Raw genomic sequence first — 17,412 nt, 5'->3', positions numbered from 1 at the left:
ATCGGACGACTGCCCACTCGACTCTAATCGACTTCTCACGCGACTCTCCTCACCCACGACCGGCGCGTGCGGCGCGGCGTTCGTGCGCCGCGCCCATCCGCGCGAGGGATGAGGACCGCAGGCCGGTGGCCGAGGACCGCAATCGGTTGGGGAGGGTGTGGCTCGTGACCGCGGTGCTGTGCGGTGCGGTTGCGGTGACTCCTTGGAGTCGGCAGTAGCTAGCTTCTGCTCGCCTTTCGTCGTCTCGAAACTAGCCTCGTCCCTTCTTTCTCCGCCGAACTAAATCGACCCCTCCCCATTCTCCGACGAACAGAATCGACTCCGCCACACCAACCCGACCGACACTACCCCGAACTCACTCCCACCGAATTTCCGAGAGGGGATGGAGCGGATTCCCGCCCACCACGTCGTAGGTCGCGCTCGTCACCTCGACCGCCCCACATCCCCGCAACGAGGTCAGCAGGTCGTCGTTGTACTCCCGGCGCTCGGTGTACGCCCGCCGGAGCAGTCCCAGAAGCGACTCGTCGGAGTGCAGTTCGTAGACGTGTTCGAGGTGGACGCCCTCGCGCACGCGGTCGGCGTACCCCGCCAGCGTCTCGGTCACGATGTCGGCCACGCTCGGGAGCGCGGTCAGCGACCCCTGCGTGAACAGCACCACTTCGTTCTCGCCTTCGTCGGGGTCACTCTCCGCGAGAACGTCCTCCAACAGGTCCCACGTCTCGTCGCGGAAGTCGAACTCCTCGATGCGGATGCGGTCGCGGTCGCCGAACAGTTCCCGGCCGAGCGCGACGCCGTTCTCGGCAGGCTCACCGCCGACGAACTCGCAGTCGGGGTAGGCCTCCGCGAGGAGTCCCAGTTCGTACCCCCAGCCACACCCGAGCGCGACCACCGTCTCGCCGCCAGAGAGCGCCCCGGCGAGCGAGGCCACCATCGCCTCGTCCTGTAGCTCCTGTTTCTCGTCTACGTCCACCAGATAGAGTTCCTCCGCCCGCGAGATTGGGACGGGACTCTCCTCGGCGTAGTGGTTCGCCGACCGCTGGAGGTCCCGGAAGTCCATCTCGGGGTTCTCCTCGGCCAGTCCGAGGAGGTTCGCGTACACCTCGTCGTAGGCCGACACGCCGGTCCCACCGAAGCCAGCGTCGTCGGGGTCGTCCGCGGGGCCGACGAGTCGGGCGGGCCACGGCGTGTGAGTCGGCAGGTCGTCGAGGGCGAGTTCGCGCATGCCGGTAGGCCGCCCGCGCCGGGAAAAAGCGTTCCGGAAGGTCGGGCGCTGGGCAGGGTGGGTACTGGACTGGGCGGACGCCGCACCGGTTCGTCACCGTCGAGGTGTCGGCGACCGCCCGCCGAACCGCGACCTTCCTTGGGTTTTATTTAGTTGCCACTCTCCAACGAACGACAAGTAACGAATGGCACCCACCTTGCTAATCGTAGACGACAGCGACTTCCAGCGCACGATGGTCCGCCAAGCGGTCGAGGACGACTTCGAGGTCGTCGCGGAGGCCGCCAACGGCGTCGAGGCCGTCGAAGAGTACGAGACCCACCGCCCCGAGGCGGTCACGATGGACATCATGATGCCCGAGATGGACGGCGTTGAAGCGACCTCTCAAATAAAGGACAGCGACGACCCGCCGGTCGTCGTGATGGTGACGAGCGTGGACCAGCAGAGCAAGATGAAACAGGCGGTGAAGGCCGGAGCGGACGGCTACGTCACCAAGCCTTTCGAACCCGAAGACGTGAAAGCCGAACTCGGGTCGGTCCTCTGAAGCCCTCCGCGTTCTCTCCTCGACTGACTACTCTCCGTCGCCGTCGAGCGACTGCCACGAGAGCCGGAGGTTCCGCGCGGCGCTGGTCTGGTCGATGCGCCGGGCGGTGGTCCGGTTGGGCGCGTCCGCCAGCGTCTCGTCGTCCTCCGCGGCGACTCGGTTGAACGCGTCGGCGAGTTGGTCCAAGGTGTCCCTGCCCTCGATTTCGGTCGGCTCGGTCATCAGCGCCTCCGAGACGATTTCGGGCCACTTGGTCGTCGGCGGGTGGACGCCGTAGTCGAGCATGCGCTTTGCCACGTCCGCGGCGTCTTGGTCGCCCGCCGACGCGACGAACTCGTGGTGGAACGGCTCGAAGGGGACCTCGTAGTCCACCTGACTGGCGAGGTAGTTGGCGTTCAGCACCGCCTTCTCGGCGGCGTCCGAGAGACCGGCGTCGCCGAGGCGCGCGATGTAGGCGTAGGCTTTCACCAGCACCAGCCAGTTGCCCTCGAAGCCGTGGACCTTGCCGACCGTGTTCTCGGGGTCGAAGCGTTCGAATTTAGCTTCTCCTGACTCGGTCTCCCGCACGCGGGGCGCAGGCAGGAACTCCGCGAGGTCCGAGACGACGCCGACCGGGCCAGCGCCGGGTCCGCCGCCGCCGTGGGGCGTGGCGAACGTCTTGTGGACGTTGTAGTGCATGATGTCGAAGCCCATGTCTCCCGGCCGGGCCTGCCCCAGCAGGGCGTTGAGGTTCGCGCCGTCGTAGTAGAGCAGACCGCCCGCGTCGTGGATGGTCTCGGCTATCTCCTCGATGTCGCGCTCGAACAGGCCCAGCGTGTTGGGGTTCGTGAGCATGAACAGCGCGGTTCGCTCGCTCGCGGCGGCTTCCAGCGCCTCCAAGTCCACGCGGCCGTCCTCGCCGGAGGGCAGTTCCACGACTTCGTAGCCCGCGAGCGCGGCGCTGGCGAAGTTGGTGCCGTGGGCGCTGTCGGGGACGATAATCTCGTCGCGCTGGTCGCCCTCGCCGTTGTGTTCGTGGAACGCCTTGGCGACCAGAATGCCGGTGAACTCGCCCGCCGCGCCAGCGGGGGGCTGGAGGCTCACGGCGTCCATCCCGCCGATGTCCGCGAGGTAGTCCTGTAGTCCGTCCATCAGGCCGAGCGTCCCCTGCAAACTCCGGTCCGAGCGGTCGTGGTGGACTCCGGCGCTCGGGAGCGCGGCCACGTCCTCGGTGAACTTCGGGTTGTACTTCATCGTACAGCTTCCGAGGGGGTACGGCCCGGACTCGACGCCGTAGTTCATCTGGGAGAGTCGCGTGTAGTGGCGCGCGAGTTGTGGCTCTTCGAGGTCGGGGAGTTCCACGCTGTCGCGGGTCAACTCGTCGGGGAGCGGGGACTCGACCTCGACCTCCTCGCTGTTCTTCTCGGCGAGGAGCGGTTCGTACTGTCCCTCGGCGTCCTCGCCCTCTTTGGTCTTCCCGTCGGTCCAGCGCGCTTGGTCGTAGCTCATGTTAGGCCACCTCCTCGAACGCCGCGACGAGTTGGTCCGCGGCGTGTTGGTTGCTGTCGGTGATACACACCTGCACTTCGTGTTCGCCGACCGCGTGGACCGCGAACTCCTCGGCTTCCAAGTCCTCCGTGACCGCCTTCGCGGGTTGGTCGGTGTGGGCGACGAACTCCCGGAAGTGGTGGCGGTCGTGGACCGGTGCCTGCAGGCCGGTCACGTCGTCCAGTCGGTCGGCGAGGTCGTCGGCGAGTCGCACGCAGTCGTTAGCGAGGTCCACGAGGCCGTCAGGACCGAGGTAGGCCGCGTGGATGGCGGTCCGGAGCGCGACCCACGCCTGATTCGTGCAGATGTTGCTCGTCGCTCGCTCCTTGCGGATGTGCTGTTCGCGCGTCTGGAGCGTCAGCGTGTAGGTGCGGTTGTCGGCGGCGTCCTCGCTCGCGCCGACGAGGCGGCCCGGTACTTGCCGGACGAAATCGCCTCGGCAGGCGAACAGTCCGAGGCCCATCCCGTAGGCCGTGGGCAGGCCGAGCGTCGCGGCGTCGCCGACCACCACGTCGGCACCGACTGCGGCGGGTTCCTGTAGAATCGAGAGCGCCACGGGGTCCGAGCCGAGACAGAACAGCGCGTCGTGGTCGTCCGCGAGGTCGCCGATTTCGGTGAGGTTCTCCTCGACGGTGCCCCGCGTGGTCGGGTTCTCGGCGTACACCATCACGGCGTCGTCGTCGATTGCCTCGGCGAGCGCGTCCGTATCGACGTTCCCGTCGTCGGTGGCGAACGTCTCGACGGTGAGGCCCGCGCCGTCGGTGTAGTTCTCCAGTACGTCACGGCGACTCGCGAGGAGGTAGTCGGGAACCAGCACGCGGTCGCCGTCGGTCGAGCGGACGCGCGCCGCCAGCAAGGCGGCCTCCGCCAGCGCGGTCGCGTGGTCGTACATCGAGGCGTTGACGATGCCGAGGCCGGTCAACTCCACCAGCATCGACTGGTACTCGAAGAGGGCTTGCAGGAACCCCTGCGTGATTTCGGGTTGGTACTGGGTGTAGGAGGTCAGGAACTCCGACCGGAGCGAGAGGTGGTCCACCAGCGAGGGCACGTAGTGGTCGTAGTGGCCCCGCCCGAGGAACTCGGTCAGGTCGTCGTTGCGCGAGAGCAGGCCCCGGACGTGGCGCTCGGCCTCGCGCTCGGTGCGCTCCTCGATGCCGAACTCCCCGTCGAAGGCGACCTCGTCGGGTATGTCGAACAGTTCACTCACGTCGTCCGCGCCCACAGCGTCGAGCATCGCGGCGGTCTCCTCGGCGGTGTGAGGCGCGTACGGGCTTCCCCGGTCCCCAGACTCGTGTCGTCCGCTCATGTAGTCGGGCCTAGGGAGTGTACCGTTTTAAGATAGGGGTATTCGGTCACGTTGTCCGGTTACCTTTCAGAGAAGCGCGTCAGACAACTCGACTGCCGTCGCTGTCGGCCTTGGGGTTCCGAACGAAAGAAGGCGGACTCTTCGAGGAGTTACTCGATTTGCTCGCGGTACTCGTCGGCGCTCAGTAGGTCGTCCAAGCCGCTGTCGTCGGCCAACTCGACCTCCAGCATCCAGCCCTCGCCGAAGGGGTCCTCGTTGACGAGTTCCGGCTGGTCGGCCAGCGCGTCGTTGACCGCGGTGACGGTGCCGTTGACGGGCGAGTAGAGGTCCGAGACCGCCTTGATGGACTCCACCACGCCGAACTCGTCGTTCTGCGCGAGGTCGTCGCCCTCGTCGGGCAACTCCACGAACACCACGTCGCCGAGTTCGTCCTGCGCGAAGTCCGAGATGCCGATGCGTGCGGTGTCGGCGGCGTCGTCTACCCACTCGTGCGATTCCAGATACTTCCGGTCGTCGGGAACTTCGAAACTCATTGTTAGTCGTTCAAGAACGGCGTGTTCGCTATCTTTGCCTTTTTCGATTGACCGCGGACCACCACGCGGACCACCGTGCCGGGGTCCGCGAAGTCGCTGGGCACGTAGCCCAGCGCGATGGGTTCGCCCAGCGTCGGACTCATCGTCCCGCTTGTGACCTCGCCGATAACGTGGTCGTCGGTGTCGGTCACGTCGTAGCCGTGGCGCGGGACGCCCCGGTCCACGAGCTTGATGCCGACGAACTCGTCGTCGGTGCCCTCCTCGCTGGCCTGTTCGAGCGCGTCCCGGCCGACGAACTCGGTGTCGAGTTTGACCGTCCACCCGACGCCCGCCTCGTAGGGGTTGCGGGGGTTCTCGTCGGCGTCGAAGTCCTGCCCGGAGAGGAGAAAGCCCATCTCCATGCGGAGGGTGTCGCGCGACCCCAGTCCGCAGGGCTGGCAGTCCAGCAGGTCCCAGACGGCTTCGGCGGACTCGACGGGGACGATAAGCTCGAAGCCGTCCTCGCCGGTGTAGCCCGTGCGCGCGGTCCAGCAGTCTGCTCCGGCGAACTCGGCGTATCGCCCCTCGAACTTCGAGAGGTCGATGACCGAGTCGTCCGCCGCGTCCGAGACGAGGTTCGGGGCGTCGGGTCCCTGCACCGCGTACATCGCGTACTCGTCGGTGACGTTCTCGACGGTGGCGTCGAGACCCCACTCGTCGCGGTGGTCGGTCCACCGCCGGTGCATCTGCTCGTCGTGGCCCGCGTTGGGGACGAAGAGGTACTCGGCGTCGTCGTCCTCGGGGAGTCGGTAGACGACGGTGTCGTCCAAGATGGTGCCCTCCTCGTCGAGAATCATCGAGTAGTGCGAGTCCCCGCGGCCGAGTTGGCTCACGTCGTTGGACGTGAGCCGTTGCATCAGGCCCTCGGCGTCGGGACCGGACACCGCTATCTGGCCCATGTGGGACACGTCGAAGATGCCCGCCTCGTCGCGGACCGCGCGGTGTTCGGCCTTGATGGAGTCGAACTCGACGGGCATGTCCCACCCGCCGAACTCCGTGAACGTCGCACCCGCGGCGTCGTGTACGTCGCGCAGCGGCGGCTTCCGAAGCGTCATACCCGAACGGTCGTCCGCCCGGTACGTAATGCTTTGTCTTCCGGACGGACGAACGGTACTCGACTGCGAGTAAACGTCTGCTCAGTTTCGTCGTCGCCGCGCGGTCAGGCCGGTTCGACGACGATCTGTCCGTCGCGGAGTTTGTAGACGAGGCGGTCGCCCTCTTCCACGTCGAGACCGTCCTCGGCGAACTCCTCGCGGACTGCTTTGATGAGACTGATTCGCCATCGCTGGGTCACTGTCGTCGTTCCGAGTATCTTTTCGTCGGATTCTTCTGAACTCATCTACCGGCGTCTTGGGTATCGCTGTTGTTATGGACTCTTAGCTATTTCGACTATCTTGCCTAAAAAGGTTCTTTAGACTACTATTTTTCGGTTTTCACGCCAATTCGATGACGATTTTTCCGTCCGAGACCTTGTAGACCAATCGGTCTCCCTCCTCGATTTCGGGGCCGGTTTGCTCCAACTCCTCGCGGGCCGCTTTGATGAGACTGATGCGCCATCGCCGGGTCACTGTCGTCGTTCCGAGTATCTTCGCCGAATCGTCGCCCATAACGCTACTTTTCTTATAGCGACTCTCTTATGTACTTCGAGCTATTTCGACTATATCGACGAAAGGGGCAGAGGTGGCCGAAGCGCGACGCGCTCACCGCGTCTCGACCGAGATGTTCTCTACGGACAGTCCCTCGCTCTCGGCGGCGTGGTGGATTTCGCTGAGGAATCCACTCGTCAACTCGTCGGGCGTTACCCCGTCGAGGAGAAGGGGCGTTTTCGTGTCGGAGCGATGGTCGGTGTCGGAATCGTTCGCTGTCATCGTTGGTCGAGTGGTTGGGAGGGTCGTCTCGCGAGTCGCGGTCGGTTGCTACGGTTCTCCATCGTCGTACGAGTGTAAAACGATTTCTTGGAAATACTTATCGGAAAATATACTATTCGGGGATGGAAAGGTGAATAATTTCACCCAGATATTTAGGCCAGTCAGTCGTAGTCGCAGACATGGCGAGGGAGTTCGTTCCGGCGCTGTCACAGGTCCTCGGCTCACAGGTACGGGCGAAACTCGTGGCCGTACTCGTAGAGCGTCGCGACGACCATCTGACAGCCGCACGACTCTGTGACCTCTCGGACGTATCACAGTCGGGGTTCCACCGCGACCACAAGTCCGTTCTCTTGGAGTTCGGCGTGATGGAGCGACGCGACGCCGAGGAGACCGGTCGGTCGTCGCCCCGGTACACGCTCGCTGACACCGAGCAGGCGGCGCGGGCGAGGCGACTGCACTACGCGCTCCAGTCGCAACTGGAGAACTCGGGGAGCCTGCTGGAGGGTAACGTCGAGCAGTTCGTGGAGTAGAGCGGTCGAGAAGACGAGGAGGGCGAGAAAACGGCGTGCGGGAGTAGAACGAGAGACCAGTGTGTGGGAGTGGAGCGAGGTCGCCGGTCTACAGTTCCATCCACGGCGTCACGGCGTCGATGTCGAGGGCGTGCCAGCGTTGCTCGGGGTTGCGCCGCGGACGCTTCCGAAGTTCGACGCGCGCGTCGAACAGGTCCCCGAGTTCGGTCACGAGGTCGTCGTCGTCGGGCACCCGAAGGTGATAGTGAGCCATCCCCTGCACGCCCCGAACCGTCGCACAGAGCGTCCGCAGGACCCGCTCGGTCGTCGCGCGGTCCTCCCGGACGAGCGGGAACAGCGAATCGACGCCGACGCGAAGCTCGGCCGGGTCGAGACCGTCTGTCTCCTCGGCGTAGAAGCTGATGGCGGCCTGCACCTCGTCGCAGAGTTGCTGGGCGTCGTCGGTCTGAAGCGTATCCGAGTCGGGCATGAACCCTCGCGCGGTGGCCGGGACCGACCGCTCGCCGCTGCGCTGGTCGATGACCCACGTCTCGGGGGCGTCTCGGGACGTGTCGGTGGGGAGACGCGTGTCGGCGTTCCGAATCGTCTGGTCGGTCAGCGCGAGGACTCGAAACCGGCGGTCGGCGCTCCCGAAGAGATACCGGGAGGCGCGCGCGGACACCGCGTCGGGGACCTCGCCCGTGAGGAGGATGTTGCTCCCCGTCTGCTTGAGATTGGCGAGCCACTTCGAGAACCGCGGGTTCGCTCCACTCCCGCGAAAGCGAAGTTCGCTGGTCATGTATTCATTTTGTCGTAGTTGACTATAATAAAATTTCCGGAATTTAGAGTCAGATAGATAATACTCTCCGACGAATAACGAATCGCCTGACCACCGAAACTGGACGAAAGACAGATAGCGGTAATTCCGGGAAATTAGCTAATATAACTGTAAACGCCTCTCAAATTCAACATTCCCCGCCCCTCCGGCCTTTCATACTATATTTCATAGTTAGAACAATTTAGAAAAATATACTTTACAACGACTCGATACTATACTTGCATGTCGAATCAAAGGATACTCGCACAACTCGAACAGCATCCGCGGCTCATTGGCTACCTCTTTACTGCTGGCATGGTCTTGGCGCAGGCCGGAAGCGTTGCGGGGAATGGAGCAAGTTCAACACCGGGACCATAATCTCCTAAACTTCCGAGAGAGAAATATCGTGGCTCCAGCGTAATTTACCTGCTACCTCTATTGGTACAAGTTCTGCGTCTAAGAACGATTCTAACTCGCTTGCAGTCATCCGAAATGTCCCTATCAATCCAGAAGAAAGATACCGGTTTGGACCTTCAACAACGGATCGCGTCAGAGACCCAAGACGGTAGGAGGGACTCAGATACGAATACTGGCTGACCAGATACTCGTCTCCATCTGGTTGAATCTGGTATTTCAACGGAACTCCGCTTTCTCCTTGACACAGCGTCAACCCACCAGCGCCAAGTGTCACGTACTCTATCGCTACCTCAACTTCCTTCTTGGCAATACTCAACGCCGACCGAAGTGTAAATCCGGAGTTTAATAACCTCGCCATCGCTCGTCCGACTACCGTTGCGGCAGAGTGAACGACCTCCGCGAGCGTGACCACACCACCCCGACTGCCCTTTTCCACCAGTATTGCACCCTGCTCGTAGGACTGGCAAGCGTTCAAAACGAAGGCTTCGATGCCCACCGAATCGAGCGATTCGGCATCGAGATAGCCGTCACGACAGCGAAAACCCTCCTCGTCTACGTGACCGACGTAATGTAGAAAATCTCCCGAGGATTCGAGGAGGCCCGCAAATTCGGCCACCGTCAACTTTTGGTGGAACGACACGTCGTAGTTCACGAAGTCACGTTTCCCATAAAATTCTCGAACGACGTTCTCCTCGGCCATCCGCGGGTCGTTACAGACGACGTGGACCTCGATGTCGGACTCCTCGGGCGGTGTCCGCGTCGCTTCGCGGTGAAGGGACTCTACCGTCACCTTGTTCGCGTTGATTGGGTAGCCGTCGCCGACCCACGCGTGTTCGACCGTCTCGACCGGTTCGAGTTGAAACATCTCGTCGTCGCCCCAGTCGTCGCTGTCGCCCGTACTCCGGGAGAGGTCGGTCGCGCTCCGCGTGAAATCGCCCGCCGCGACCGCCGAGCGCGTGAACTCGTCTATCTCCTCCATCGTCGGTTCGGGCGACTTGAGGTCTCGGTTGTCCGGCGTCCGCAACAGCGAGAGTTCGTGCGCGAAGTGCGGGAGCGCGGCCACGTTCTCGGCCTCCGGCACGATGTCGGTCGTCAGATGCCAGTCGAGGAGATGCGGTTCCAGTACCTCGAACGGGACCGCGAGGTACTCGGACACCTGCGCGGCGAGCGGCGCGTCGTACAGCGCCGCGAAATCGAGGTCCACCGAGGGTTCGACCTGCTGGCGCTCGTGGAGGTCCACGGGGTAGTAGCCTTCCGTCCGCGTCAGGCAGTCGAGGAAGAACACCTGCTTGAGGACGCGGTTGACCGTGGCCTCGTAGCCGCCCGGCCCGTCCAGCGAGTACTCGAAGTCGCCCGCCACGAGCCGCGGGGACCGCCCCGCGACGACCTCGGCACCGAGGTAGTACGCCAGCGACGACGCCAGATAGACCTGTTCGCGTTCTGGCGGTACGACGAGTTCGACGCCGGTGTCCGGCACCGCCACGTCGCCCGAGACCGCGAACGAATCGCCGCGCTCGATGCGTGGCGGATAGCCACGGAGCGTCGGAAACGACCGTTCGCAGGAAGTCGTCTTGAGCGCGGACCCGAACAGCGACACCGCATCCATCACGTCCGCCACGTCGTCGGTGACCGTCACCGTCCCGACCGGTTGCTCGTGGAACGAGCGCGCGCCGACTCTGACCGAGCGCGCCTCACCGAACTTCACCGTCACCGACTCGTCGCCGGGGACGACCCGCATCGACCCCGAGACAGTGAGATACACTTTCATCGGCGTACTCTGGAGTTCGATGAGGTAGTCGCCGTCGCCGAATCGCTGGATTTCGCTCGCGGTCGCGTCGGCTATCATCTGGCCGTCCTGACGCCGAACGACGGTAGAGACGAGTTTCGGTATCTCGACTGCCGCGGCCCGGAACTCGACGGCGTCGTCTATCGGAAAGTAGAACCCTTCGGTCGTGACCGGTTCCAACTCGACGGCGACCGGCGTGTACAACTCGAACCGGACGGTCTCTATCGGGTCGAAGATGCGGATTCCGGGGCGGTCGTCGAGTGGGTCGAACCTCATTCACTCCGAACCGTACCCGTCCGAATTTATAATTCTATCTACTGAAACTGACTCGGCGCGTTTCGATTCACGGACGGATTATCCACTACCGACACTATTATAAATTAACCAATTTTTTAGATTTATAGTCAATTATGACTACCCAATCGATAGACCAACTCCGAATGCGGCTGGACGAAACCGGCGCACGGACCGCGCTCGTCCGAGGAGCCGCCGCCCCTCCTCGGCCGCCGGAGACCGTGGCGGTCGCGCCGGGCGTCAGTAGGGCGGTCGGCGTGGACGACGGTCCGGGACCGCTGTTCGTGACGGGCGAGACCGCCGAGGGTCGGACGGCCAGAGAGTTCGACGGCCGGAACCCTCGCGCGGCCGCCGACCGCGCGGCGGGACTCCTCGGCGAACACGACTCGCGGGCGGCGTGGCTCTGCGGGCGCGACCAGATTCGGGCGTGGTGGGGCCGGGGCACCGCCGCGATGCTCGAACGACGACTCGCCGAGGCCGCCCGCGACGCGGACGCGCGGCTCGTCGTCTGGACGAACGACTACGAACCGACGAGGAGCGACCGCGAACCGACGAGGAGCGACCGCGAATGCACGAACGACGATTGCGGGACGACGGACGAAGAGTGCGTGACGGTCGAAGACCGCTACGACGTGGTACTCGACCCGTAGCGCGCCAGCAGGTCGCTGGCCGCGACGCCGACATCGGTGCTGTCGCAGGTCGGACACTGGACCGCCAGCGAGCAGTCGCCCGAGGAGGGGAGTCGCTGGTCCGCAGTGGAGTCGTCCGAGTCGGGAGAGTCCGAGGTGTCGGAGTGGTCCATAGCGTCGGATTCGAGGTCCGAGGCGTCGGTCCGAGCGTCGGGAGTTCCCGTAGCCTCCTCGGCGTCGGGAACCGCGAGCGCGAACTGGGCGAGCAGTACGAACGTACCGGAGTGACCGCAATTGTAGCAGTGCGTCATGGTTGTCGGACCGGCAGGTGCGTTCCGCGCGCCGGTCGGGGCGAGTTGGTTCGGTATCGTACTTGAACTTTGGCAGGACTTCGGGGCTCGCATTCGAGTAATACTTTTATCATTTTGGAAATTCTATAGATATCTTTCGCATAGCTATAGAGATTTTTGTGCGATTGACTCACGGCTGGACTGATTGACCTGATACCATGGACGGCACCGCGACCGCACAGCGGACCGCGACAGCACAGCAGACTATCGCCGACAAAACGGAGTCTCCCGCATCCGCACCGCAACAGCGAGCCACACCCTCTCCAACCGATTGCGTTGTCTGCGAACAACGTTCGCAGATCAGCGAGGCGCTTCGCGTCTCGCAAGCCTCACTTCGTTGCGCTACTCATCCCTCGCGCGGTTGGCGGACCCACGAGGAGTCCGCCAGCGCGCGCCGGAGTGGAATCCGGAAACACGCGACCCTCGAAACCGCGCTCAGTCGTCGCTCGCCTCTTGTGGTTCCGGCCGCCCTTCCAGTCCGAACTCCCGAGCGCGCGAGCGCCAGAACTCCTCGTAGCCCTCCTCGGGGCGGTCGGTCACGGTCGATTCGCCCGACTCGATGCGGTCGAGTTTCAGGTCCACCTCCTCCATCAGCCGGTGGCCCACGTCGTCGCTGACTGCGCCGGTTCGCATCGCGTCCATCAGCGCGCTCTTTTCCCGTTTCAGGACGCGGCGCTCGCCGACCAGTAGCTCCTCGCGCCGGAGTTCGGGGTTGTCGTCCAGCAGTTGCGAGATGGCCTCGGCGAGGTCCTCCTTCTCGCGCTCGTACTCGGTGCGGAAGTCCTCGTAGACGCTCGGCGAGAGTTCCCCCGCGTCGTGGAGTTGGGCGGCCGATTCGAGCGCGGCGTCCACCGCTCGGGCGCGGCCGACGAGGAGTTCGTACAGCTCCTCGGCCTCCGAGCGCGTCACGATGTCGAGCGCGTTCATCAGATTACCCATCGTCAGCCCCTGCACGACGAGGCTGAAGGCGGCGACGCCGAACACCATCGCGCGTAGCTCCTCGCGGAGCGGGAAGTTCGGTGGCAGGCCCAACACCAGCGCGATGGGAATCGAGGCGTGAAGCCCGCCCCAGACCATCACGTGCTGGTATTCGAGGGGAACGCCCTTCGGCACGAATCGGTTGACCAGATTCGTGATGGGGTAGACCACCGCGGCGCGCGCGAGCAGGACCAGCGGGATGGCCAGCAGGATGAGCCGCCCGTGAGTCAGTATCTGGTTGATGGGCGTCTTCGCGCCGATGAGCAGGAAGATGAGCGTGTTGACGAGGAACGCCGCGGTGTCCCACGTGTTGAACACCGAAATCTTGGTCTGGGCGCTCATTGCGTACTCCGCGCCCCGATTCCCGATGAGGAGGCCCGCCGTCACCGTGGCGATGACGCCGCTGAAGTAGTAGTCGCCGACGACGCCGCTCAGGGTGTGTTCGGCCAGCAGGAAGCTCCCGTAGGCCAGCACCAGTGTCAGCACGATTTCGGTCGTGTGTTCGTCGAGTCGGTACATCACCTGATACACCGCGAGTCCCGCGACCAGTCCGACGACGGCCCCGCCGGAACTGGCGACCACGATGTCCGTCGAGGCGTTGACGATGGTGTCCATCGTAACCAGTTCCGCGAGGTCGGTCCCGGCTTCGGTGGACTGGACCACCAGCGCGAACAGCGTCGAGAAGATGACGACGCCCACCCCGTCGTTGACCAGACTCTCGCCTTCCACGAGGACCGACAGGCGCTCGGGCGCGCCTAGCTCCTCGAACAGCGCCAGTACGGAAACCGGGTCGGTCGGCAGAATCATCGCCGCGAACAGTAGCGAGACCAGCAGCGGGAACCCGAAGGCGAAGTGGCCGACTACCCCCAACAGCAGAATCGCGGTTATCAACCCCACGACTGCCAACACGAGGACGTGCCAGATGTTCGTCCGAAACCGCTGGAGGTCGGTCGTCGCCGCGCCCTCGAACAGCAACGGCGGGAGGAACACGAGCAGTATCAGGTCGTGGGAGAGTTCGATGTCGATAGTGATGCCGAGAACCGACACTGCGAGTCCGGCGAGCAGGAGCGCAATCGTGTATGGAAACCGGCCGATTTTGGCGACGAAGACGCCGACACCCGCCGCGATGACGAACACCGACAGCAGGTCGATGAGTTCGGCCGCGATTCCGGTTTCGGCAACCATGCCCCGTGGTACACGTGGGAGGCGTAAAAGCTCAATTACCGATTCGAATTTCGACGGCGCTCTTTCGAGGAGAAAGCGAGACGATTGCGGGCGACGCTCGGATGGTAAGTGCTACGTCGGCGCGTCGCCCGAAAGAAGGGAGAAAAACCGTGGTGAACTGCGACGTTACTTCTTCTCGGTGATGGTCACCGTGTAGCTGCCCGACCCGCTGTAGGAGTCCACGTCGATCTGCATGTCGGTCGACGTGTCGGGGTTGTCGATGGTGATGGACTCCTGACTGTCCGGAGTGTAGGAGCGGTAGTCGTAGCTGCTCGGGGTCGCGGCCGCCGTGGTGCCGGTGTTGACGTAGAGGTCGAAGTCGGCGTCCGACGGGCCGGAGAGTTCCACGACGACTTGGCTCGGGCTACTGTACTCCCAGCCGTACGAGTAGTCCTTGTAGTCGTAGGAGCCGCTGAGGCTGCCGGAGGCCGTGCTAGTCGTGGAGTCGCCGCTGCCGCCGTCGTCGCCGCCGTCGTCACCGCCGTCGTCGCCGCCGCCGTTACCGGGCTGGGTGGTGACCGCGTTGAGGGCGTTGACCTGACCTGCGCCCTGCTTGTCCGACGAGAGACCGATGTCCTTCGCGGTCGCCTTGAGGTGGCTGCGGAGGTCGTTCGGGCCGAGCGAGCCGAACTTGGCGAGGGTCAGACCGGCAACGCCGGACGTGACGGGGGTCGCCATCGAGGTGCCGCTGAACTCCGCGTAGCTGTCGGTCGGAACCGTGGAGAGAACGTCCACGCCGGGCGCGGCGAGGTCCACGTCGCCGTACTGCGAGAAGGAAGCGAGGTTCTCGTTGGAGTTGACCGCGGAGATGGCCATACATTCGCTGTAGGCCGCCGGGTACGAGACCGAACTCGCGCCGCTGTTACCGGCCGCACAGATGGGGAGCGCGCCGTTGTTGACCGCGTACTGGACGGCGCTCTTCATCGTCTGGCTGTAACCGCCGCCACCGAGGGACATGTTGATGATGTCCGCGCCTTGGTCGGTCGCCCACTCGACGGCGTCGGCGATGTCGGCGGTCGAACCGCCGTTCGGGCCGAGCGCGCGACCGTTGATGAGCGAGGAGTTACCCTGTCCGGCGACGCCCGTGCCGTCGTCGACGACCGCGGCGGCACACCCGGAGACGTGGGTACCGTGCTGTTCGCTCGACGGGCTCGGGGGATAGGGGTCCGAGTCGCTGTCCACGAAGTCGCGTCCGGGGTTGGACTTGTAGTTCCCGTCGAGGTCGGGGTGGTCGTACTGGGCACCCGTGTCCACGACGGCGATGGTGACGCCGGAGTCACCGAAGCCGCTGACCTCGTCCCACGCGGCGGGGGACTCGACCTGCTGGGGCGCGTACTGGTTGCTGAAGCGCGGGTCGTTCGGCGTGGCGAACGCTTGGTGGGTCGCGTTCTTCTCGGCGTACTTGATGCCGTCCTTCTTGGTGATGGCCTCGATGAAGTTCTCCTTGGCCTGTTCGGGGGCCTGACTCGGGAACTTCACGGCGGCGTAGCGGAGCGTCTTGTTGGAGTGGACGACTTCCGCGTTGCCGGGGACGTTCTGGGCGACTGTCTTCTCCACGTCACCGCGGCCTGCGGAGACGCCGACGAGAATCTCGTCTTTCTTGGGGCCGGGTTCGCGGCCGGGGGTCGCGGCGGTGACACCGCTCGCGGCTGCTGCGGCACCGGCGGCACCGGTTGCTTTGAGGAACGTACGGCGATTGAATCGCTGCGTGCTGTCGTCTGACATGCTACATTACAACGCACACACTGCTATTATTTAAGCTTTAATTTTTGGTTGTAATAAAGTGTTATTCAGTTATAATCAGATTAAAAGAAAACTATTGAATCGTTTGTAACCGTGGAACGAATGCCATCGGCGCGAGACCGGCACCGCTAAACCCGAACGGGGGTTACGGCAGGGTATGCAACCGTTGCGTTCGCTCCTCGGCGGGGAGACGACCACCGTCGCGCTGTTCGTGGACGGTCCCAACGTCCTGCGCGAGGAGTTCGACGTGGACTTAGACGACCTTCGAGTCGCCGCCGAGGACCTCGGCCAACTCGCCGCGACGCGGCTGTATCTGGACGAACACGCGAGTCCCGGTCTGATTCAGGCCGCGGAGGCCCGCGGGTTCGAGGTGACGGTCACGTCGGGCGACGTGGACGTGAAACTCGCCGTGGACGCCACCGAGTTCGCGCTCACCGACGGACTGGACGTGCTGGCGGTCGCCTCGCGGGACACCGACTTCAAGCCCGTGCTGGAGAAGGCGGCCCACAACGGCGTTCGCACGGTCGCCATCGCGCCCGGCGAGTACGGCCGGTCGGACGCGCTCCGGAACGCGGCCCACGACGCGCAGGTCGTGGACCCCGACGGAAACACCGAGGAGTCGGGCGATTCGGAAGATTCTGAGGACTGACCGACCTCGACGTTTCACGCGTCGTCGCTCGACCATCCTTTCTCCTCGGCGCGTGCGGGGCGACCCCCCGTGGGTCGCCACACCGCGCGAGGGCCGAGTAGCGCACCGCAGGGAGCAACGCAGAAGGTTGGGGAGGTGTGAGGCGGATGCGGTTACGGTGCGGTCGCGGTGCTGTGCAGTGACTCCTTGGTGTCGGCTTTAGTGTAGTTTGCAGTCGCAGTTGCGGTGTGGTCTACGGTCCCAGTTGCAGTGTGGTCCACGGTCGCAGTTGCGGTGTGGTCTACGGTCCCAGTTGCAGTGTGGTCCACGGTCGCAGTTGCGGTGTGGTCTACGGTCCCAGTTGCAGTGCGGTTCGCGGTCGCGGTGCAGTCCGAGTGGCGTCGGCGGTAGCTGTCTACGCACTGATTTCGACCGCCGTCCCGCGATGACCGAACTCCGGAAACGACTACTCGCCAGCAGAGTTCGCCAACGTCTTCACTTCGACGCGATGGGTCCCGCCGCCGTCCAACCGAATCACTACCTCGTCCACCAGCGCCCCGCGAACCGCCTCGCGCCACTCCTCGACCGCCTCGACGTGGCGCTCGCGGTGGCGTTCGACGGTGAATTCCACCTCGGAGTCCGCCCGGAGTGCGTCCTCGGTGTCGTCGGGCGAGGGAAACGCCCCGATTGCGTCGGCGTCGAGGAGTCGCTCGGGAGGCAGATAGATTGCCCCGGTCGCCGGGTCGCGGTCGCCGACCTCCTCGCCGGTCGTCTCGTCGCTTTCGGACTCGTTCACGGCCGGGCCGGGGTCGTGGAGTCGCGCGCGCATCCGCCCCGAGAACGGCGGCGTCACCCGGAGGACGGGCCTGCGCGGACTCCGCTGGCGGGCCTCGTAGGCCGCCACCACGTCGTCGGCCGTGACCGCGACCGACCGAATCGCTCGCGGGGTCTCCTCGTCGTCCATGCCTCCGACTCAGGCGTGAGCGCCCTTCAACTTCGTG

The 17,412-nt window shown here is 64.4% G+C and carries 19 protein-coding genes; 5 read left to right on the top strand and 14 right to left on the bottom strand.

The window, feature by feature from the left end; translation table 11 throughout:
* Window positions 1-355 precede the first annotated feature (355 nt).
* Window positions 356-1,222 (bottom strand): class I SAM-dependent methyltransferase, encoded by an 867-nt coding sequence (locus EPL00_RS09540; RefSeq protein WP_135852927.1) that lies wholly within the window; start codon window positions 1,220-1,222, stop codon window positions 356-358.
* A gap of 184 nt (window positions 1,223-1,406) precedes the next feature.
* Here EPL00_RS09540 and EPL00_RS09535 point away from each other — a divergent pair, with 184 nt between their 5' ends.
* Window positions 1,407-1,763, top strand: coding sequence for a response regulator (locus EPL00_RS09535; protein ID WP_135852928.1), 357 nt, complete (start codon window positions 1,407-1,409; stop codon window positions 1,761-1,763).
* A gap of 27 nt (window positions 1,764-1,790) precedes the next feature.
* Here EPL00_RS09535 and gcvPB read toward each other — a convergent pair whose 3' ends face one another.
* The 7 genes from gcvPB to EPL00_RS09505 form a co-directional block, all read right to left on the bottom strand.
* Entirely contained in the window at window positions 1,791-3,251 is a 1,461-nt protein-coding gene (gene gcvPB, locus EPL00_RS09530; protein WP_135852929.1) for an aminomethyl-transferring glycine dehydrogenase subunit GcvPB, read from the bottom strand.
* Between the two features lies 1 nt (window position 3,252).
* Window positions 3,253-4,596, bottom strand: a complete 1,344-nt coding sequence (gene gcvPA, locus EPL00_RS09525) for an aminomethyl-transferring glycine dehydrogenase subunit GcvPA (RefSeq protein ID WP_135852930.1) — start codon at window positions 4,594-4,596, stop codon at window positions 3,253-3,255.
* A gap of 149 nt (window positions 4,597-4,745) precedes the next feature.
* Window positions 4,746-5,129, bottom strand: a complete 384-nt coding sequence (gene gcvH / locus EPL00_RS09520; RefSeq protein WP_135852931.1) for a glycine cleavage system protein GcvH — start codon at window positions 5,127-5,129, stop codon at window positions 4,746-4,748.
* Window positions 5,130-5,131: 2 nt separating this feature from the next.
* Entirely contained in the window at window positions 5,132-6,223 is a 1,092-nt protein-coding gene (gene gcvT, locus EPL00_RS09515) for a glycine cleavage system aminomethyltransferase GcvT (RefSeq protein WP_135852932.1), read from the bottom strand.
* 104 nt (window positions 6,224-6,327) lie between these two features.
* The gene (locus tag EPL00_RS09510; protein ID WP_135852933.1) at window positions 6,328-6,507 is read right to left on the bottom strand and encodes a hypothetical protein; all 180 of its coding nucleotides are present in this window, start codon (window positions 6,505-6,507) and stop codon (window positions 6,328-6,330) included.
* A 94-nt stretch (window positions 6,508-6,601) separates the two neighbouring features.
* Window positions 6,602-6,775: a hypothetical protein gene (locus EPL00_RS23510; protein ID WP_202932589.1), complete on the bottom strand. Its 174-nt coding sequence runs from the start codon at window positions 6,773-6,775 to the stop codon at window positions 6,602-6,604.
* A gap of 93 nt (window positions 6,776-6,868) precedes the next feature.
* Window positions 6,869-7,036 (bottom strand): hypothetical protein, encoded by a 168-nt coding sequence (locus EPL00_RS09505; protein ID WP_162224190.1) that lies wholly within the window; start codon window positions 7,034-7,036, stop codon window positions 6,869-6,871.
* Window positions 7,037-7,215: 179 nt separating this feature from the next.
* Between EPL00_RS09505 and EPL00_RS09500 the strand changes: the two genes are divergently transcribed.
* Window positions 7,216-7,566, top strand: coding sequence for a hypothetical protein (locus tag EPL00_RS09500; protein WP_135852934.1), 351 nt, complete (start codon window positions 7,216-7,218; stop codon window positions 7,564-7,566).
* Window positions 7,567-7,654: 88 nt separating this feature from the next.
* On the opposite strand, the gene EPL00_RS09495 is transcribed toward EPL00_RS09500, so the two are convergent.
* Window positions 7,655-8,344 (bottom strand): DUF7504 family protein, encoded by a 690-nt coding sequence (locus tag EPL00_RS09495; protein WP_135852935.1) that lies wholly within the window; start codon window positions 8,342-8,344, stop codon window positions 7,655-7,657.
* Window positions 8,345-8,605: 261 nt separating this feature from the next.
* On the opposite strand from EPL00_RS09495, the gene EPL00_RS24305 reads away from it, so the two are divergent.
* Window positions 8,606-8,740 (top strand): DUF7503 family protein, encoded by a 135-nt coding sequence (locus EPL00_RS24305; RefSeq protein ID WP_449405123.1) that lies wholly within the window; start codon window positions 8,606-8,608, stop codon window positions 8,738-8,740.
* A gap of 4 nt (window positions 8,741-8,744) precedes the next feature.
* Here the strand turns inward: EPL00_RS24305 and EPL00_RS09490 are convergent, their stop codons facing one another.
* Window positions 8,745-10,841, bottom strand: coding sequence for a hypothetical protein (locus tag EPL00_RS09490; RefSeq protein ID WP_135852936.1), 2,097 nt, complete (start codon window positions 10,839-10,841; stop codon window positions 8,745-8,747).
* 134 nt (window positions 10,842-10,975) lie between these two features.
* Between EPL00_RS09490 and EPL00_RS09485 the strand changes: the two genes are divergently transcribed.
* Window positions 10,976-11,509, top strand: coding sequence for a hypothetical protein (locus tag EPL00_RS09485; protein ID WP_135852937.1), 534 nt, complete (start codon window positions 10,976-10,978; stop codon window positions 11,507-11,509).
* Here EPL00_RS09485 and EPL00_RS09480 read toward each other — a convergent pair.
* The 3 genes from EPL00_RS09480 to EPL00_RS09470 all read right to left on the bottom strand — a co-directional run bounded on the left by EPL00_RS09480 (window position 11,485) and on the right by EPL00_RS09470 (window position 15,765).
* Window positions 11,485-11,799: a hypothetical protein gene (locus EPL00_RS09480; protein WP_135852938.1), complete on the bottom strand. Its 315-nt coding sequence runs from the start codon at window positions 11,797-11,799 to the stop codon at window positions 11,485-11,487. The two genes, EPL00_RS09485 and EPL00_RS09480, sit on opposite strands and share 25 nt — an antisense overlap.
* A 474-nt stretch (window positions 11,800-12,273) precedes the next feature.
* Window positions 12,274-14,001, bottom strand: coding sequence for a cation:proton antiporter (locus EPL00_RS09475; protein WP_135852939.1), 1,728 nt, complete (start codon window positions 13,999-14,001; stop codon window positions 12,274-12,276).
* Between the two features lie 165 nt (window positions 14,002-14,166).
* Window positions 14,167-15,765: a S8 family serine peptidase gene (locus tag EPL00_RS09470; protein WP_135852940.1), complete on the bottom strand. Its 1,599-nt coding sequence runs from the start codon at window positions 15,763-15,765 to the stop codon at window positions 14,167-14,169.
* A 175-nt stretch (window positions 15,766-15,940) separates the two neighbouring features.
* On the opposite strand from EPL00_RS09470, the gene EPL00_RS09465 reads away from it, so the two are divergent.
* Window positions 15,941-16,432, top strand: a complete 492-nt coding sequence (locus EPL00_RS09465; protein WP_135852941.1) for an NYN domain-containing protein — start codon at window positions 15,941-15,943, stop codon at window positions 16,430-16,432.
* A 445-nt stretch (window positions 16,433-16,877) separates the two neighbouring features.
* Here EPL00_RS09465 and EPL00_RS09460 read toward each other — a convergent pair whose 3' ends face one another.
* Entirely contained in the window at window positions 16,878-17,375 is a 498-nt protein-coding gene (locus EPL00_RS09460) for a hypothetical protein (RefSeq protein WP_135852942.1), read from the bottom strand.
* Window positions 17,376-17,412 lie beyond the last annotated feature (37 nt).

The organism is Halorussus salinus (assembly GCF_004765815.2).
GTDB lineage: Archaea > Halobacteriota > Halobacteria > Halobacteriales > Haladaptataceae > Halorussus > Halorussus salinus.
This window is presented reverse-complemented; position numbering and strand designations above follow the sequence as displayed.

What these genes read in the sequence shown, in the direction of transcription:
- EPL00_RS09540 (WP_135852927.1), bottom strand. Translation starts at nt 1,222, where the DNA reads ATGCGCGAACTCGCCCTCGACGACCTGCCGACTCACACGCCGTGGCCC.
- EPL00_RS09535 (WP_135852928.1), top strand. Translation starts at nt 1,407, where the DNA reads ATGGCACCCACCTTGCTAATCGTAGACGACAGCGACTTCCAGCGCACG.
- gcvPB (WP_135852929.1), bottom strand. Translation starts at nt 3,251, where the DNA reads ATGAGCTACGACCAAGCGCGCTGGACCGACGGGAAGACCAAAGAGGGC.
- gcvPA (WP_135852930.1), bottom strand. Translation starts at nt 4,596, where the DNA reads ATGAGCGGACGACACGAGTCTGGGGACCGGGGAAGCCCGTACGCGCCT.
- gcvH (WP_135852931.1), bottom strand. Translation starts at nt 5,129, where the DNA reads ATGAGTTTCGAAGTTCCCGACGACCGGAAGTATCTGGAATCGCACGAG.
- gcvT (WP_135852932.1), bottom strand. Translation starts at nt 6,223, where the DNA reads ATGACGCTTCGGAAGCCGCCGCTGCGCGACGTACACGACGCCGCGGGT.
- EPL00_RS09510 (WP_135852933.1), bottom strand. Translation starts at nt 6,507, where the DNA reads ATGAGTTCAGAAGAATCCGACGAAAAGATACTCGGAACGACGACAGTG.
- EPL00_RS23510 (WP_202932589.1), bottom strand. Translation starts at nt 6,775, where the DNA reads ATGGGCGACGATTCGGCGAAGATACTCGGAACGACGACAGTGACCCGG.
- EPL00_RS09505 (WP_162224190.1), bottom strand. Translation starts at nt 7,036, where the DNA reads ATGACAGCGAACGATTCCGACACCGACCATCGCTCCGACACGAAAACG.
- EPL00_RS09500 (WP_135852934.1), top strand. Translation starts at nt 7,216, where the DNA reads ATGGCGAGGGAGTTCGTTCCGGCGCTGTCACAGGTCCTCGGCTCACAG.
- EPL00_RS09495 (WP_135852935.1), bottom strand. Translation starts at nt 8,344, where the DNA reads ATGACCAGCGAACTTCGCTTTCGCGGGAGTGGAGCGAACCCGCGGTTC.
- EPL00_RS24305 (WP_449405123.1), top strand. Translation starts at nt 8,606, where the DNA reads ATGTCGAATCAAAGGATACTCGCACAACTCGAACAGCATCCGCGGCTC.
- EPL00_RS09490 (WP_135852936.1), bottom strand. Translation starts at nt 10,841, where the DNA reads ATGAGGTTCGACCCACTCGACGACCGCCCCGGAATCCGCATCTTCGAC.
- EPL00_RS09485 (WP_135852937.1), top strand. Translation starts at nt 10,976, where the DNA reads ATGACTACCCAATCGATAGACCAACTCCGAATGCGGCTGGACGAAACC.
- EPL00_RS09480 (WP_135852938.1), bottom strand. Translation starts at nt 11,799, where the DNA reads ATGACGCACTGCTACAATTGCGGTCACTCCGGTACGTTCGTACTGCTC.
- EPL00_RS09475 (WP_135852939.1), bottom strand. Translation starts at nt 14,001, where the DNA reads ATGGTTGCCGAAACCGGAATCGCGGCCGAACTCATCGACCTGCTGTCG.
- EPL00_RS09470 (WP_135852940.1), bottom strand. Translation starts at nt 15,765, where the DNA reads ATGTCAGACGACAGCACGCAGCGATTCAATCGCCGTACGTTCCTCAAA.
- EPL00_RS09465 (WP_135852941.1), top strand. Translation starts at nt 15,941, where the DNA reads ATGCAACCGTTGCGTTCGCTCCTCGGCGGGGAGACGACCACCGTCGCG.
- EPL00_RS09460 (WP_135852942.1), bottom strand. Translation starts at nt 17,375, where the DNA reads ATGGACGACGAGGAGACCCCGCGAGCGATTCGGTCGGTCGCGGTCACG.